Source organism: [Flexibacter] sp. ATCC 35208, from assembly GCF_001975825.1.
In the GTDB taxonomy this organism is placed as follows: Bacteria; Bacteroidota; Bacteroidia; order Chitinophagales; family Chitinophagaceae; genus Chitinophaga.
On sequence record NZ_MTKN01000041.1, the window covers coordinates 46,409 to 61,842 of the forward strand.

Here is a 15,434-nt window from a genome sequence, read left to right on the forward strand (position 1 = left end):
AAATGTACTATCTTTGACCAAATGAAGAAGCCTCAGTTTTTAATCGCAGCACCATCCAGCCATTCAGGCAAGACCACACTCACTTTGGGGTTGTTGCGGGCATTGCATAACAGGGGCTTGCAGGTCCAGCCTTTTAAATGCGGCCCTGATTATATCGATACAACCCATCATACCCGGGCAGCCCGCAGGCAGAGCATCAATCTGGATACGTTTATGATGAGTGAGGCACATGTGCAGGATCTGTATAGTCACTACAGCGATGATGCAGATGTGGTAGTCACAGAAGGTGTGATGGGGTTGTATGACGGAGCAGTGAAATGGGAGGGGAGTAGTGCGGCGATTGCATTGTTGCTGGATATACCTGTGATACTGGTGGTGAATGCAAAGGCAATGGCGTATTCAGTGGCGCCGTTGTTGTATGGGTTGAAGAATTTTAATACGGATGTAAAGATTGCCGGGGTTATTTTCAATTTTGTCAATACGGAGAGTCATTATCAGTTTCTGAAGGATGCGTGCGGGGATGTGGGTATTATGCCATTGGGGTATATTCCTGTGAATGAAGAGATAAAGATTCCTTCCAGACATCTGGGGTTGGCATTGTCAGGTGAAAATGATTATGAGGCGATTGTAGAGCTGGCAGCTGCTCATGTAAGTAAGTCGGTGGATATTGATGGGTTATTGGCTTTGACGGAGAAAAACAGACCTTCGACAGAGACAAGGCATTCTTTTTTTCAAAAGAAATTTAAGATCGCTGTAGCCCGGGACGAAGCATTTAATTTTATCTATGCAGAGAATATCCGTCAGTTTGGAGATGTGACCTATTTTAGTCCAATACATGATACATCTTTACCTGAAGCAGATCTGCTCTACCTCGCCGGAGGCTATCCTGAATTATATTTATCCGCCTTACAGCAGAACCTCGCCATGCGAAAAGCTATTCGCGACTATTGCGAAAACGGCGGACGTGTGATTGCAGAATGTGGGGGGATGATGTACCTGGGCAACGTTATTACAGATCAGGAAGGCACCCGCCACGACATGTGTGGTGTACTGGACCTTGAGACCAGCATGGTTGATAGTCGCTTATCACTAGGTTATCGCAAAGTAAAAATTGAAGATGCGGTTTTGAAAGGGCACGAATTCCATTACTCACACGCCACATCAAATCTCATCACCATCGGCGAAGTACAGAATGCCCGTGGTAAAGCCGTACTAACACCTATTTACAGACAACAAAATGTGCTCGCCTCCTACATTCATTTTTACTGGGGTGAAGACGTCGCAATACTTTTATCATTATGGAACAAGTAAAGCTTTTTATGATCCTTGCAGGATGCAAGCCTGCAGGCAGACACACAGAACAGCATGATGTATTCTTTGGTGTCGCTACTTCACTGAAGGAGGTAATACCTGCGCTGGAAGCCTTCTGGCCGGAAGCAAAAGGGAATCTTCACCTTGATGCTTTCAGAGAAGTGACGCTTGTAGATGATATGCAGGTAAAGGTGATACCCCGTACAGAAAAAGAAGCTGGTGGTACACAACTTTACTTCATCAACCTTGGTGGATACAAAGAAAATGAAATGGAGGAATACCATTACAAATTGCTCTCCACTGGTAAAGAAAAGAACGAAGCGCTTCGAAAAGCAAAAGCTACTGCGTTTTTCAAGCATACCACATTCCCCGGTGCTACATCACACATCGATGACAAGTATGGTGTAGATATCGATGATTTTGCATTGATAGAAGAAATACTCCCTGCTACTATCAGAGCACAATATGCTTTGGAGTTAAAACCTGCTGGTCCAGCTGCAAAGCCAGATCGGGTACACCTGGGATATTTTAAACTGGATCGCATACTGAAAGGAGAATATACTTCCGAATAACCCCTCTTCAATTATTTTTCAGCTTTTAAATCCAGCTGAATATATTTCCCGTATCTGAATATGTAGCAAAACTACATCGTCAGATACGGAAGCTGGTTTCTATAATTTACACATTATTTTATGATAAGGAAAGCTCTGAAAATCCTGCCATGGGCGGGAGGTATACTCGCGTGCCTGGTACTCGTACTGGCAGTACACATTTACCTTGTAACCCGGCCAAAGCCAGCGGATGCGCATACACGAATCATGGCCAGAATGGACATTCAGCAATCACTTACGGCCCAGGAAGGAGAACAGGTACAGGCCTGGCTCTATGCACAGCCCGGCGTAGATCACGTATTGGTGAATGCAGGAACACGTATCGCTATATTTACTTATTCTCCATTGCTGGCGGATGCCAACGACATCATCAGCAGGTGTGGTCAGTCACTACATTATACGGCTACACGATTTGTACCCAGCGCTGCTGATATGCAGAAAGGCTGTCCGGCTATGGCACAGTCATTCACCGGAAAAATTATGAACTTATTCATAAGTAAAAAATAGAAAATGAAAAGTAACGCAGCACTGTTATTATTAGCTGGTATCTTTGGCACAGGCCTGTTCCTCACCTCGTGCAAGAAAGATTCAGATAAAACGGAAACAACAAAAACATTGTATGATTCGCTCGGAGGATCCACTATGGTGAATGATCCTGCCAATTCTGGTACTATGATTCAACAGGGTCGTCTTGGCATTCGTTCTGTATTAGACAGTACCATCTTCGTGATTGCAGCAGATACTGCTATCAATGGATTTTTCCAAACTCTGCTGGCAGAAGTTACCGCCGGCAATACCAGCGGTTTTGAAGCACTTAGCAAGAACCTCACTGACTTTGTATGTGTAGGTACAGGTTCTACCAGTTATACATATGGTGGTAAAAGTATGACAGCAGCACACGATCCGGCACAGAATTCCCGCATGAATGGGAAGGCTGCCAATGATGATTTCGATGCATTTGTTGCAGACCTCGTAATAGGTGCAAAGAAAAATGGCTTGTCTGATCAGTTGATCGGAAGGGTAGGTGCACTCGTAGAAACGCTGCGTACACAGGTCGTACAAAAATAATCTGTTTAAAAAAAGAACAGGTGTCTCAACATATGTTGGGACATTTGTCGTTAGGGTCTTACCGCTCGCAGCATTTCTCTTTTTCCCGGCGGGCCTGCTAATTTTTCTACATTGAAACCCGCGGCCAGCATAGCTCTTCTTACATCTCCTTTACTACAATAGGTAACCAGTATTCCTCCCGGTTCTAATAAGCTATATAATTTTTCAAAGACAGCGACCGACCATAATTCCGGTTGGGCTGCAGGTGCAAAGGCATCGTAATAAATTAAATGAAAGGTTTGGACAAAAGGAGCTACATCTAATAAAGATGCATGGGCTTTGTGCAGGGTAAACTTTTCAGAAATTTTTACATCTTTATTCCAGGGGTATTGATGTAGATCGGCACCATAATTTAATCCTTCTACTTCCTGTGCTGTCAAGGGAAATTGTTCTACAGCGTAGTAATATACAGGTGTAGTAGCATACTGTAAAGTGAGCAAAGCATTCAATCCTGTACCAAATCCCATTTCAAAGATGCGAATGGCAGGTGCCTGTATAGCATGTAAACCCGAATGGATAAATACATGCATACTTTCCTGTATCGCACCGTGTGTGCTATGATATGTTACGTTCATGTCCGGAATAGCTATTGTATGGGAGCCATCAGCCGTGACCAGTAATTCCCTTTTCATATCACAAAGGAACTTAAAAACAACTTAAAAACCTCCCCCTGCTATGTCCCCGCATCCAAACAAGGTAACTTTAAGAACATCCCCATAATAACCAGAAAACCCGATCACGCATGAAACACACCTATGTTGGCGGTCTGATACTCATCAGCGCCCTCTTCTTTGCTGCATGCGGCAAAGAAACGACCAAATCTGCTCCGGACGCGCCCCCCGTTTCTACCACTACCGTTGCCACTGACAACTCAGCCCAGGCAGGTATGGTACTAACTCCCGGCGGTTGGCGCCCAGCTGACAAAGTTAGCAAAATCGAACAAGGACAACACCTGGATGTACAGGGTGGCCGTTTAAGAGCCATCGACGATGCCACAGGCAAAGTCGCCAAAGACTTTGGCGCTATCCATGCCGATGCCGGCGCATTTCCTGATTACCCTGGTAATGTCAACAGCGCTGCTCCTTTAGCGCGGAAAGTAAAACCCCTCAGCTCCGGTTGGATTGCTTACACTTACTGGAGTAACCCGGTGTCTACACCGATTTCTTATTTTTCTACCACCTGGACGGTACCACCTGCACCTTCCACTTCCAATGGGCAGACCATCTTTATGTTCAATGGTCTCCAAAATAGTTCCTACATCCTGCAACCCGTTTTACAATGGGGGCCTTCTGCAGCAGGTGGTGGTAACTACTGGGCCATTGCCAACTGGTATGTAGATGGTTCCAGCGGAACTGCTATCTTCAGTAACCTTGTGAGGGTGAGTGCCGGTACGAGCCTCACTGGTATCATGACCCTCACCGGCAGCAGTGGCAGCACCTATAGCTACACATCTGCTTTCACCGGCTATTCTTCTATCAATCTTTCAGTGAGTAATATCCAAAAGCTCTATTGGGCAGCTGAGTCACTGGAAGTATACTATCCTGTAGTATGTACTGATTATCCGAATACAACGAAGACCACCTTCAGTAATATTCAGATACAGTTACAGGGTGGTACGCAATCAGCATTGTCCTGGACAGTGGCGAATGCGGTGACGGATTGCGGACAACATGCGAGTGTGGTAACGAATGGTACCCCGAATGGGGTGGTAGATATCTACTATTGAAAAAAAGCAAATGTAAAAAAGCGCATCTGTCTTCTGGCAGGTGCGCTTTTTTATTTTAGTAAGTACAGCAGGGGCAATAGCTCTGCCACCTGCACCAGGCGTTCATCAATTACAGGTCTGCCGCTATGGTGGATTATGAACGGGAAAGGGGATTCGATCATACTGGAGAAAGGACAGTGAAAAACATGGAGGCAATGTCATACAACGCGGCTGTTTAATTGTTTATATTTGTTATAGCTAATAATATTATGAAGAAAGATAATAGCAAAGCAGCCGCAGGAGTAAAAGAAATTGCAAGGCTTGCACAGGTATCTATAGCAACGGTAGACAGGGTAATTCACAACAGGGAAGGAGTATCTGAGAAGACAAAGGCCTTGATCCGGGAGATCATGAAAAGGCTGAATTACCAGCCCAATGTACTGGCGCGGCGCCTGGCACTGGCCAGCAGGGGAAATCTGCGGCTGGCCACGCTATTGCCTGTCACCTCGCCAGAGACAGCTTTCTGGGAAGCACCCAAGGAAGGGATTGACCAGGCCGAAAATGAAATCAGGCAGTATGGAATAAAGGTAGAGCGGCTTTTCTTTGACCAGAACGATGAAGCCACTTTTAAAAAACAGGTAAAAAAAATCATACGCTCGGCCCCGGATGGCATCCTGCTAACACCCACATTTTCTGATACTGCCTTACAGCTCATTGATTACTGCAAGGAGTCCGGTATTCCTTATGTGCTGATCAATACAGATATTCCCGGCTTTAACGCCATGTGCTATATTGGGCCTGAAAACTTTCATAGTGGCTACGTAGCCGCTCAGCTTGCAAGTTATGGCATCCGGGAAGGGCAGAAGATTGTTATTACGAAAATCGCGCAGGAAATAGATACCAACTATTCCATATTGAGAAAGGAAGAAGGCTTCAGGGCGTATTTCAAAGACAATCAGCTGCCTTATGAGCTGATTACATTCGATTCTAAGGATACGGATTATGAAATAGTGGCCCGCCATCTGACAAAGCTCCTTAAAAAAGATAATGCCATCGGCGCTATTTTCGTCACTAACTCCAGGGTATCACTGGTTGCCCGTTGCCTTGAAAAGGCTGGCCTTAAACACCTGATCCTGCTGGGATATGATTTTATTCCAGATAATGTAAGCTATCTCCAGTCTGGAACTATTGATTTTCTTATCTGTGAGAAGCCGCGTGAGCAAGGGTACAGAGGTATCATCACTTTGTTCCAGCACCTTGTTTATGACCAACCCGTAGAGCCTGAGTACCTTATGCCAATTGAGATTGTTACAAAAGAAAATTGCCGGTACTATCGGAATTAAACACACACACAATGTTTCGTAGCCAGCACTTGATCCTTTTATTGTCAGGATTCATGCTCCTTTGCCTGCCTGGTAGTGCGCAGGAGCTTTATCCCAATAAGGCCTATGCAGGTACTTTACCCACCCTTTCAGGTGCCTTATTGCAAAGGCAGGCTGCTGATGGCAGCATCTGGTGTGAACAGGCACCACTACAGATCAGTTGCTGTTGTTATTGCTGTCTTATCAGAAGCTGGCATTAACGCCCACACAGCAACAGCAATGGCGCACCGGCATGACAGCCACCGCTGACTACCTCTATTAAACAAGGATGACCGTTATGCCACCGCGGCCCTGCGGAACCTGGCCTTTATCCGGCAGAATATCCTGAAAGACAGCTTGCTGGGATACGGCCCACAGCATATAGCAGTCTTAAATACCCCGCCCTGTGTATATCCCACTTTTGCAAAAGCTAAAAACCTGGTGCTGGCTTATGAGTTGGAAACAAAAAAATGTGGCATTATAAGGCGATTCCTGCTGATGAAGCCAGTTTGATGATGTTTGCCCACACTTGATGTGATTGAGGTCAAAACGGCCTGCTTTATGGCCACAATCACTGTGTACCGCTACAAAGACCAGGCAGCAAAGGGAAATAGATGTTCTGTCCTGATGGGGGAAAGGTGAGTCACCTGTGGGCCTCAGGCTGCGGGTTCATGGGCGCTTCAAGCCCCACCATCTACACCCGTCCTGAGCATATGAGCTTTCCGGAAGCCTGGGGCGTTTTGCCACTAACACCACGGATTGAATATACTGACAGCACAGGGTATTTTACCAACATGTTTGAGTTCGACAGCCGTTTATCTGCAAACCAGACCTGGCCACGCACCTACGAAGTGACCGTATCTGGTGAGATGAAAGATAAGGAATGGCTCACAAGAGGCGTAGGCTATAAGATCCGTTATTTATTGGACGACAGCTTCCTTCAAAAAAAATTACAGTTATCGGCCATGACGCCCTGCCACCGGTCAGGATTATTGAACCAATTATCCGGGACAACAGCATGAAAATTACAATGGTAGATAGCCAAACGGAATTGCTTAGTACAGGTACACATCAATGGGCGCTCAGCATCACCTCAGGCAATGACAGCTGGATAGTAGCAAGGTACCGGACGCCTTATCCCGCATTGAAAGCATACCCTCTGGAGTTGATTTTACAGCCTTCGGAAGATCAGCGGATTCGTAGTGTTACCTATAGGCTTATCGTTTGATAAATTATCTCATTCAAAAAAATAATAAAAAAACGGGTACGTACCCGTAAATTTATTATCTTAGTTAAACGATAGCAGTTTTTGTTACATCACATGTAAAATGAGAAACTCATGATAAGGCATTGCATATGGCTTTGGTGCTTATTATTTACTATTGAAGCCCGCAGCCAATGGTTCGACATAACCAGCTATGGAGCCATCGGAGACAGCACCACTGATAATACAGCTGCTATTCAAAAAGCAGTGGATGCTTGTGCTGCCAAGGGAGGAAAGGTGTATTTTCCAGCAGGGAAATACCTGAGTGCAACCGTTTATCTGAAAAGTAATGTCACCTTATATATAGCAGGAGGAGCAACCATCCTGGGACAAAAGGATACAAAATTATACCCGCATCAGCAGGCCGGTATTAGATTTTATGGAGATGAATGGGCACAGCAGGCGCTCTTCTTCTGCAAAGACCAGGAAAACGTGCACATTGAAGGGAATGGTATCATAGATGGACAGGGCGCAGCATTTGTGACCAATACCCTAAAGAAGCCGGACCGATACCGCAATCGTCCATACCTTCTGTGGTTCATCGGGTGTAAAAATATCTCTGTGCGGGACATTACACTACGTAATTCAGCCTTCTGGATGCAACACTACCTTGACTGTGACGATGTAAAGATCCAGGATATAAGAATCTGGAACCATTCCAACAAGAATAATGATATGATGGATATTGATGGCTGTCGTAATGTAATCATATCAGGCATCAACGGGGATAGCGATGATGATGGAATTACGATTAAGAGCACATCACCACGTATTTCGGAAAATATTACTATCAGCAATTGTGTCATTAGCAGCCACTGCAATGCGCTGAAGTTTGGTACAGAATCCACCGGTGGTTTCAGGAATATCGCCGTCACCAATTGTGTGATACGGCCATCTGCGCAATTAATTACCATTTACGGCAAACCTGCAGGAAACAGCGGCATTTCACTGGAAATGGCCGATGGTGGCATCATGGAAAATGTATCCATAAATAATATAGTAATAGATGGGCCACAAGTGCCGTTGTTCATTCGCCTGTGCAACAGGGGCCGGAAATATAAGGAAGGCGGCGCAACACCAGCTCCCGGAATAATAAGAAATATACATTTGTCAGATATTCATGCTACAGGTGCCGACGTTACAGGATGCTCCATCACAGGTATTGCAGGTACACCCTTGCAGGCGCTCTCTCTATCTCATATTACTATCGAAACAGCTGGTGGTGGCAAAGCCTCTGGCCAGCCAGTGCCGGAACTGGAAAAGGATTATCCTGAAGCTACCATGTTTGGCGTATTACCAGCTTATGGCCTGTTTATAAGATATGCAAAGGATATAAGATTATCTGATATTACATTCCGTGCTAAAGAAAAGGACAGCAGGCCAGGCCTGGTGATCAGCCATACACAACAATTTGCCTGCACTGATCTGGATGTAGCAGGAATAAGCATACAGGATAGCAGCAATGGTTTTACACAGGAGAAAGGTGCAAAAAAGAAATTAATTGAATAATTACGGGTACGTTACCGGAAAAATTCTTATATTGTAGTAGAGGTATTTCATTTTCATGTAAATGTTCGTTTAAACACACTATAGGTAAGTAGGAGCTAATTTATCAGGGGGGACAATTCTTTTATTCCAGTGGATATACATAAACTATGACAGCTTATAGAAATCTATTTCTATTAATGGGGATGTTTTTGCCCATGGTATTCACGCACGCAGCTGTTCTACCGGTAATTCCTTATCCGCAGTTTGTAAAGGAGGGGAAAGACAATGTCAGCATGCCTGTAAAGTTACTGCTGACTGGAAAGGACAGTGCTATGCAGGCACGTCTCCTTCGCCACTGGCAACTGCCGGCAGCATCCGGTCCGCAGGAAGCCATTAGCCTATATATCATTAGTGGTAATGCAACTATCAATGCGCTTGTCCGGCGTTATGCTCAAAATAATATTGAGAAAATAGGAAAAGAAGGATATATACTAGTCATCAATCACCAACATCGGTTCATAGCTGCCAACGATGAAGTTGGACTGTTTTACGGTTTACAAACGCTCAGACAGCTTACAGGGGCACACTGGAAAACAGCAGTCACCATTATTGACTGGCCTGATTTTCCAGCCCGGGTAGTGTTTGACGACATCAGCCGCGGTCCCATATCGACAGTCGATTATATAAAAAAGCAAATTCAACGCCTGGCAGAGTTAAAGGTCAATTATCTCTCGTTTTATATAGAACATGTAGTACAGCCATTATCTCATCCGGATTTTGCCCCGGCAGATGGAAAGCTGACTATCCGGCAAATCCGTGAACTAAGCGATTATGCAGCAGATTATCACATGCAGCTGGTAGGAAATTTTCAGTCGTTCGGCCACTTTGAGAAGATCCTCGCATTACCTCAATACAGGCATATGGGAGAATCAGCTATGCTCATCTCACCACTTGACGACAGTGCACGCATATTCCTGAAGGATGTAATTGGAGAGCTGTGCGATGCCTTCAGCGCGCCCTGGTTTAATGTAAACTGTGACGAAACATTTGGAATTGATAAAGGACGATCAGCAAAATATGTTGACAGCGTAGGCATCCCGAAGTTTTATGCCGGCTTTCTCCAATTACTATATGATGTCGTGAAACAACATGGTAAAAAAATGATGATGTGGGGAGATATGGCCTTAAAGCATACGGAAATTCTGGACCTCCTCCCCAGAGACATCATGTACCTCTCATGGGAATATGGAGACCAGGCGAACTTTGATCAGTGGATAAAACCTTTTGCCCGGCGGGGATTACAGTATATGGTATGCCCGGGTATTGTCAACTCTTACCGCATGTTTCCTGATATGATCATGGCGAAAAAAAACATAGGCGGATTTATTAAACAGGGCAGGGAGAGCGGTGCCGCTGGTGTGTTTACTACGGTGTGGGATGATGGCGGCACCTACCTTTTTGATGCAGACTGGTATGGGGTTTACCTTGCTGCAGACAAAAGCTGGAATACGGGTGCTGATGGGTTTGATCTCCGCTTTGAAAACGTTGCATATGGTACGTATAATGGTAACTATGTAAATGCTCTTTTTACGCTGATGCAGCTGCGTGAACAGCCAGTTACCTATAACCTGAATGATCAGCTGTGGAAACAACAGATTGTACCTGACAGCGGCAAACAAATGATCCTGAATAATAACAGTATAGCCGAGGCATTACATATTGTGAGAATAGCCACTAGCCTAAGCCACCGGGCAGTGCCTGCGCTTCATCCGGAAGATCTTGCAGCGATGCAGCTGGTCATCCATCAGTATGAGCTGATGCTGCGAACCAGGCAGGTTATGGTAGATCCTGATATGAGCACAGACAGTCTCGTAGCAGCCTACAAGGCTACTGCCGAAACCTTCAGGAAGCTATGGTTGAATGAAAATCAACCTTACTGGCTGGATACGGTGTTACACTCCTGGTCGCAAAAGGTGAAGGAATTACAGGAGCTGCCAGCCCGTAGAAAGGATATCATACCAACAACCTCCTTTTACTTTACCAATTGGCTGCTGTGCGGTAACCTGCCGTCAATAGATGGAATGGATAAAGCGTTGCAACCTTCGCCTGGCGATGTATACATTTATGATGGTAATAAGTATCGCTGGCAGAAGTTTGCAGCCACAAATGGAGGGATTATCGACCTGGAAGAAAAATACCTGCCATCTGTTGTATATGCCTATTGCCAGCTACAAACAGACAGCGCCCGGGTAGTAGATGCATGGCTGACAGCCGGAGACAGCACGGTGTTGTATTGTAATGGCCATGAAGTAAAAACTGTGCAAAACCCGGTGCAGCTACCTTTACACACAGGCATAAACCACATCCTCATCCGGAGCACTGGAAATCGCCGCAGGTTTACCTTCCGGCTGCGGGATGACCTTGTAATCACTAATCATAAGCACAAATACCAGATAAATTCAAAAACCAACCGTTATGAAGTGGATTAAAACAGCTTTAATGTGCCTGCTTACGATATCAGCCCCGGCGCAGCTGAAAAAGGAAGATGTCGTCAGGGCCATCGATCAGACTGCCCGCTATGTGGCAGATGTATTGATCGATTCCGCAGGTAAGTCCCGCTGTGATTATAATGTGCTGGAAGGAAAATGGTATCCCTACGAAGTGCCCTGGCATACTGGACAGGCTGTAAATGCACTGCTGGCGGCTTATAAGGTAACAGGCAATATACATTATCTGGATGCGGCGAAAAGAGGCGGCAATTACTGGATCAACATGGAAATAAAGGACGATCCCAAACTGAATGGCATGGTGCGCGCTATCCATGGCGATGTGCTGGGACAGGACTATTATGTATTTGCTACTGTTTCCGATGGTACGCCAGGTATCTATGAGTTGTCAAGGGTCACCAAAGATCCTACATATGCAAAAGTGGCTACCGGTGCAGCAAAATGGATGCTGAAAAACATGTATTACCCGCAGATGGGCGTGTGCTACGACCTGATAGATGTAAAAACAGGGGAGGTGGTGAAAGAGAACAGCCCTTTCTGGAAAGGCAAAAAGAAGCAAGAGCTGTATGACGTATCAAGGCCAAACACAGAGGGATCCCTGTTCAAGGATGCATATGAGTTTTCAGGAGATACAGCCTTTCGCAATGCATTCATCCTCCTTTGCAACAGCCTGATCGAAAAGCAGGGGCCTGAAGGCTTGTGGATGCGGTTTACACCCAATTCAATGGAAGCACATTCCTTTCATCCCCGTTTTTCTTTATGGTATGCTGAATCGCTGATAGAAGCGTTTTATCTCACAAAGGATAAAAAATACCTGGAGGCAGCTGCCCGCACAGCGCGTCTTTTTGCAAACACCCAAACGGAAGAAGGAACCATCTATTATGATAACTATACAAACGGACGGACGCCAGATAAAGGTTCAGCCACCGGTTCGGCAGTATCGCTTGCCGGCATTGTCTGGATCAAGCTGGCAGAACAGGGATACACAGAGTTTAATGAGAATATAGAAAAGTCGGCAGTATGGCTTATGAAAAACAGGTTCGCCGAAAATCATCCGGATCCAAACCTCCGGGGGGCCGTACTGGAAACGCGCACAAGATTTAAGAAAGGGAAAATATGGCTCACAAACAGGGATATCGGAACTTCATTTGCAGTCCGGTTTCTTTCGGATTATCTGAATTATAAGTTTAAGTAGGGTCTATTAATTATTCAACCAAAATTATCTCTACATGAAAGCAGGTATTCACCTGTTACGGACGCTCTTTTTCTTTACAGCGTCACTGATATGCCTTGTATCGGATGTAACAGCACAACAGTCGCCGGGCAACATTAAAGGCCTGATTACAGATACGGAAGGTAATGCCCTGCCGGGAGCTTCCGTGAAAATTAAAGGAACTACAAAAGGGGTGTCTACCGGTACCGCCGGCACCTTTGAGTTGCAAGGTGTGAAAGAAGGCTCCTATACCCTTCAGATCAACTATATGGGGTACGCCCCGATGGAAACAGAGGTGAAGGTAAAAGGTGGCAGCACAGTAGTGAAGGATATAAAGATGTCGTCAAATGTTCACAGCCTTTCCACGATCCAGGTATCGAGTGTAATGGAAGGCCAGCAGAAAGCGCTGAACCAGCAGCGGAATGCCGACAACATTAAGCAGGTAGTCTCTGCTGACGTGATGGGCCGTTTTCCTGATCTGAACGTGGCCGAATCTATGCAACGCCTGCCGGGTGTCACCATTGGCCGCAATACCAGTGGAGAGGGCGCCACAGTACAGCTGAGGGGTACGCCGGGGAACTTTACCAACATCAATGTAAATGGCGAGCAGATCATGGGCTCTTCTGAGGATGGTGAACGTAATGCTACCCTGGATCTCATCCCTGTCAATGTGCTTTCTTCCATGGAAGTGATCAAAACGCTCACCCCGGACCTGGACGGAGACGCTATCGCGGGGGTCGTGAATATGAAATCTCCTACCGCCATCTCACTTAAACCCAGGCTTGCCCTTGATGCAGGACTTGGCTACAACCAACTGAGAAGTAAATCCAATGGGATTGGCAACATTTCGTACGGCCAGCGTTTCTTCCAGAACGAGAACAATCCAAACGGAAAGCTTGGCGTGATACTCACTGGCAGCTATTACCGCACTACTAACGGTTATGATGAAGTAAATGCACAGGTATGGGAGCTAAAGGACTTCGGAGATGGGAAAGACTCTATCTATTTCCCTACTGATATCAGGTATCTCTACACGGAAAATCAGCGAACAAGGGTAGGAGCTTCTGCTACTATCGACTATAACTTTTCTCCGGTAACTAACCTTGTGCTGAACGTGATGTACAGCGACAGGGATAATAACATGACGAGATACAGGAAACGTACTCGCATGCAGACAAAGAATACCTCTGTTGATGCAGACGGCAATTATGTGACCAGTAAGGGTCGCTCATACAACGAAATAAAAGATGCATCAGAAGATAATGGGAACCTGAATTTTAATCTCCAGGGTGAAACCCAGATCGGAAGAGTAAAGCTGGATGGAGGTGCCTTCTATAGCATCTCTAAACTGAAAAGCAGGAACAACACATTTAACTTTATTACAGGAAATATACCTCTGACCATCAGTAAACTGAACGAAGATTATCTGATGGCTACAGGTACTGACTGGCGGAATGATGCTTCCCTTTTTACCTACAACACCATTGAACGTGATTACTTTAATATTGAAGGCAAAAATTTTGTTGCTAAAATCAATGCCACTGTGCCCTATAAAATAGGTAACAACTCCGCCATTTTTAAAGCAGGCGTGAAGGTGAAGTCCATGCACAATAAGCGGTATAAGCTGCCCAATACTCTGGTAGCTAACTTTAGCGGAGATGCCGCAGATGGTAAGCTCACTAACTTCGCCGGCTTGACTAATGTTGATGATGAGCTGCTGGACGGAAATTTTGACTTTGGTCTGGGTGTCGATAAAACCTCCACCATCAACTACTTTAACAAGCATTACGCTGCCAACGATGGCACCTTTACCACTGATGAATCCAGTACACGAGTAAGCAAAGACGCATATTTTTATGATGCAGTAGAAACCATAACAGCAGGATATCTCATGAACCGGATCCAGTTCAACCGGTTCATGTTACTGGGCGGCCTTCGTGTAGAACGCACAGACGTAGACTATAAAGGCAACATCATTACCCAGGACGAGGATGAACAGTGGGCTTCCACCACCCTGGCAAAGAAGACAAACAGCTATGTGCGGTTTCTGCCTAACATCCAGGGTAAATATGATCTTACAAAGTCATCTCTGATCCGTGGTGGTGTGACCTTTGGCTATTCCCGTCCGAATTTCGCAGACCTCGTGCCTGGCCGTATCATCAATATCCTCAGCGAAACCGTGACCGATGGTAATCCTGAGCTAAAGCCGGCATTCTCTACCAATGTAGACCTGATGGCAGAAAAATACCTGTCTAACCTGGGTATCCTTTCCGGGGGCATCTTCTATAAGAAGATCGACAAGTTCCAATACAACAGCGTGATCAACCTGGACGGAGATGAATTTGACGGGGCAGATCAATATACAGGCTGGAGATATTACCAGACGCTGAATGGTAACTCTGCTAATGTATACGGACTGGAGTTGAATGCACAGGCAAATATGACCTTCCTGCCAGGATTCCTGAAAGGATTCACCATTTTCGCTAACTATACTTACAGCCACTCTGATGCTGATGCACAGTTCCGCAAGAACCTGCGTCTGCCTGGTCAGGCCACCCACAGTGCCAACGGATCGCTGGCATATTCTTTAAAGGGCTTCACTATCCAGGGTAATCTTAACTACAACGGATCTTACGTCGTAAGCCTGGGTGATGATGCGGATAAAGATGTGATCAGGGATGCACGTGTGCAGGTGGATGCCAATGCATCTTACCAACTCAGTAAATACTTTACTGTATACGTGGAGGCACAAAATCTTACAAATGCTCCCCAGCGCTCTTATTTCGGTAACAAGCAGCGCATTTACGAAAAGCAATTTTATTCCTATTGGGGACGTGCCGGTCTCAAATTCAGATTTTAAACAAGGT

General features: G+C 45.6%; 14 protein-coding genes. 13 read left to right on the plus strand and 1 reads right to left on the minus strand.

Going from position 1 to position 15,434, the window contains the following annotated elements; all coding sequences use genetic code 11:
- The first annotated feature begins 21 nt into the window (after positions 1 to 21).
- From BW716_RS22990 to BW716_RS23005, 4 genes are all read left to right on the plus strand, one after another.
- Complete coding sequence (locus tag BW716_RS22990) at positions 22 to 1,311, plus strand: cobyrinate a,c-diamide synthase (protein WP_083726413.1); 1,290 nt, start codon at positions 22 to 24, stop codon at positions 1,309 to 1,311.
- Positions 1,299 to 1,883, plus strand: a complete 585-nt coding sequence (locus BW716_RS22995; RefSeq protein ID WP_083726415.1) for a DUF1543 domain-containing protein — start codon at positions 1,299 to 1,301, stop codon at positions 1,881 to 1,883. The genes BW716_RS22990 and BW716_RS22995 overlap by 13 nt, the downstream gene beginning before the upstream one ends.
- 120 nt (positions 1,884 to 2,003) lie before the next feature.
- Positions 2,004 to 2,429, plus strand: a complete 426-nt coding sequence (locus BW716_RS23000) for a hypothetical protein (RefSeq protein ID WP_083726417.1) — start codon at positions 2,004 to 2,006, stop codon at positions 2,427 to 2,429.
- Positions 2,430 to 2,432: 3 nt separating this feature from the next.
- Complete coding sequence (locus BW716_RS23005) at positions 2,433 to 2,990, plus strand: group 1 truncated hemoglobin (RefSeq protein WP_083726419.1); 558 nt, start codon at positions 2,433 to 2,435, stop codon at positions 2,988 to 2,990.
- 50 nt (positions 2,991 to 3,040) lie between these two features.
- On the opposite strand, the gene mnmD is transcribed toward BW716_RS23005, so the two are convergent.
- Positions 3,041 to 3,661, minus strand: coding sequence for a tRNA (5-methylaminomethyl-2-thiouridine)(34)-methyltransferase MnmD (gene mnmD / locus BW716_RS23010; protein WP_083726421.1), 621 nt, complete (start codon positions 3,659 to 3,661; stop codon positions 3,041 to 3,043).
- Between the two features lie 110 nt (positions 3,662 to 3,771).
- Here mnmD and BW716_RS23015 point away from each other — a divergent pair, with 110 nt between their 5' ends.
- From BW716_RS23015 to BW716_RS23055, 9 genes are all read left to right on the plus strand, one after another.
- The gene (locus BW716_RS23015) at positions 3,772 to 4,755 is read left to right on the plus strand and encodes a hypothetical protein (protein ID WP_083726423.1); all 984 of its coding nucleotides are present in this window, start codon (positions 3,772 to 3,774) and stop codon (positions 4,753 to 4,755) included.
- 248 nt (positions 4,756 to 5,003) lie between these two features.
- Positions 5,004 to 6,077, plus strand: a complete 1,074-nt coding sequence (locus tag BW716_RS23020; protein WP_083726425.1) for a LacI family DNA-binding transcriptional regulator — start codon at positions 5,004 to 5,006, stop codon at positions 6,075 to 6,077.
- Between the two features lie 11 nt (positions 6,078 to 6,088).
- The gene (locus BW716_RS36230) at positions 6,089 to 6,316 is read left to right on the plus strand and encodes a hypothetical protein (protein ID WP_143708982.1); all 228 of its coding nucleotides are present in this window, start codon (positions 6,089 to 6,091) and stop codon (positions 6,314 to 6,316) included.
- A gap of 393 nt (positions 6,317 to 6,709) precedes the next feature.
- Entirely contained in the window at positions 6,710 to 7,117 is a 408-nt protein-coding gene (locus BW716_RS23030) for a hypothetical protein (protein ID WP_083726429.1), read from the plus strand.
- Positions 7,114 to 7,323, plus strand: a complete 210-nt coding sequence (locus BW716_RS23035; protein WP_083726431.1) for a hypothetical protein — start codon at positions 7,114 to 7,116, stop codon at positions 7,321 to 7,323. The genes BW716_RS23030 and BW716_RS23035 overlap by 4 nt, the downstream gene beginning before the upstream one ends.
- 111 nt (positions 7,324 to 7,434) lie before the next feature.
- Positions 7,435 to 8,868 (plus strand): glycoside hydrolase family 28 protein, encoded by a 1,434-nt coding sequence (locus BW716_RS23040; protein ID WP_083726433.1) that lies wholly within the window; start codon positions 7,435 to 7,437, stop codon positions 8,866 to 8,868.
- Between the two features lie 146 nt (positions 8,869 to 9,014).
- A complete protein-coding gene (locus tag BW716_RS23045) occupies positions 9,015 to 11,336 on the plus strand; it encodes a glycoside hydrolase family 20 zincin-like fold domain-containing protein (RefSeq protein ID WP_083726435.1) in 2,322 nt (773 codons plus the stop codon).
- A complete protein-coding gene (locus BW716_RS23050) occupies positions 11,323 to 12,549 on the plus strand; it encodes a hypothetical protein (protein WP_083726437.1) in 1,227 nt (408 codons plus the stop codon). The genes BW716_RS23045 and BW716_RS23050 overlap by 14 nt, the downstream gene beginning before the upstream one ends.
- 34 nt (positions 12,550 to 12,583) lie before the next feature.
- Entirely contained in the window at positions 12,584 to 15,427 is a 2,844-nt protein-coding gene (locus tag BW716_RS23055; RefSeq protein ID WP_083726439.1) for a TonB-dependent receptor, read from the plus strand.
- Positions 15,428 to 15,434: the final 7 nt, after the last annotated feature.